A 361-nucleotide genomic window follows, 5' to 3' on the forward strand; every position below is an offset into this window, starting at 1 on the left:
AGAAAGCGTAATAGCTCACTGGTCTAATGATACCGCGCCGAAAATTTAACGGGGCTAAGCATAGTACCGAAGCTACGGATTCGATAAGCTGATTTAAGTTTATTAATACACGCACGACGGGAGTTAGATTAAGCGAGCGGTTTTTGCTCGCAAAATTCCCCTCCTGCTAAGCACTGTTGCAATGAAGCACATTGGTTTTGTGCTTGCAGAGCACAAGGCGACTTATTAGTCGACTTAAATCAGCTTATCGAATGGTAGGAGAACATTGTGGCCGCCTGTGAAGGTACACCGAAAGGAGTGCTGGAGGTTCCACAAGAGCTTATGTTGACACGAGTAGCGAAAAACAAGGTGAGAAACCTTG

Annotated in this window: 1 rRNA gene; it reads left to right on the forward strand. The window is 45.4% G+C overall.

Annotated features, from left to right (window positions below):
- Window positions 1–361 (forward strand): 23S ribosomal RNA (locus FCL47_RS24160); the annotation flags it as partial.

It is taken from the genome of Desulfopila sp. IMCC35006 (genome assembly GCF_005116645.1).
Classification (GTDB): domain Bacteria; phylum Desulfobacterota; class Desulfobulbia; order Desulfobulbales; family Desulfocapsaceae; genus Desulforhopalus_A.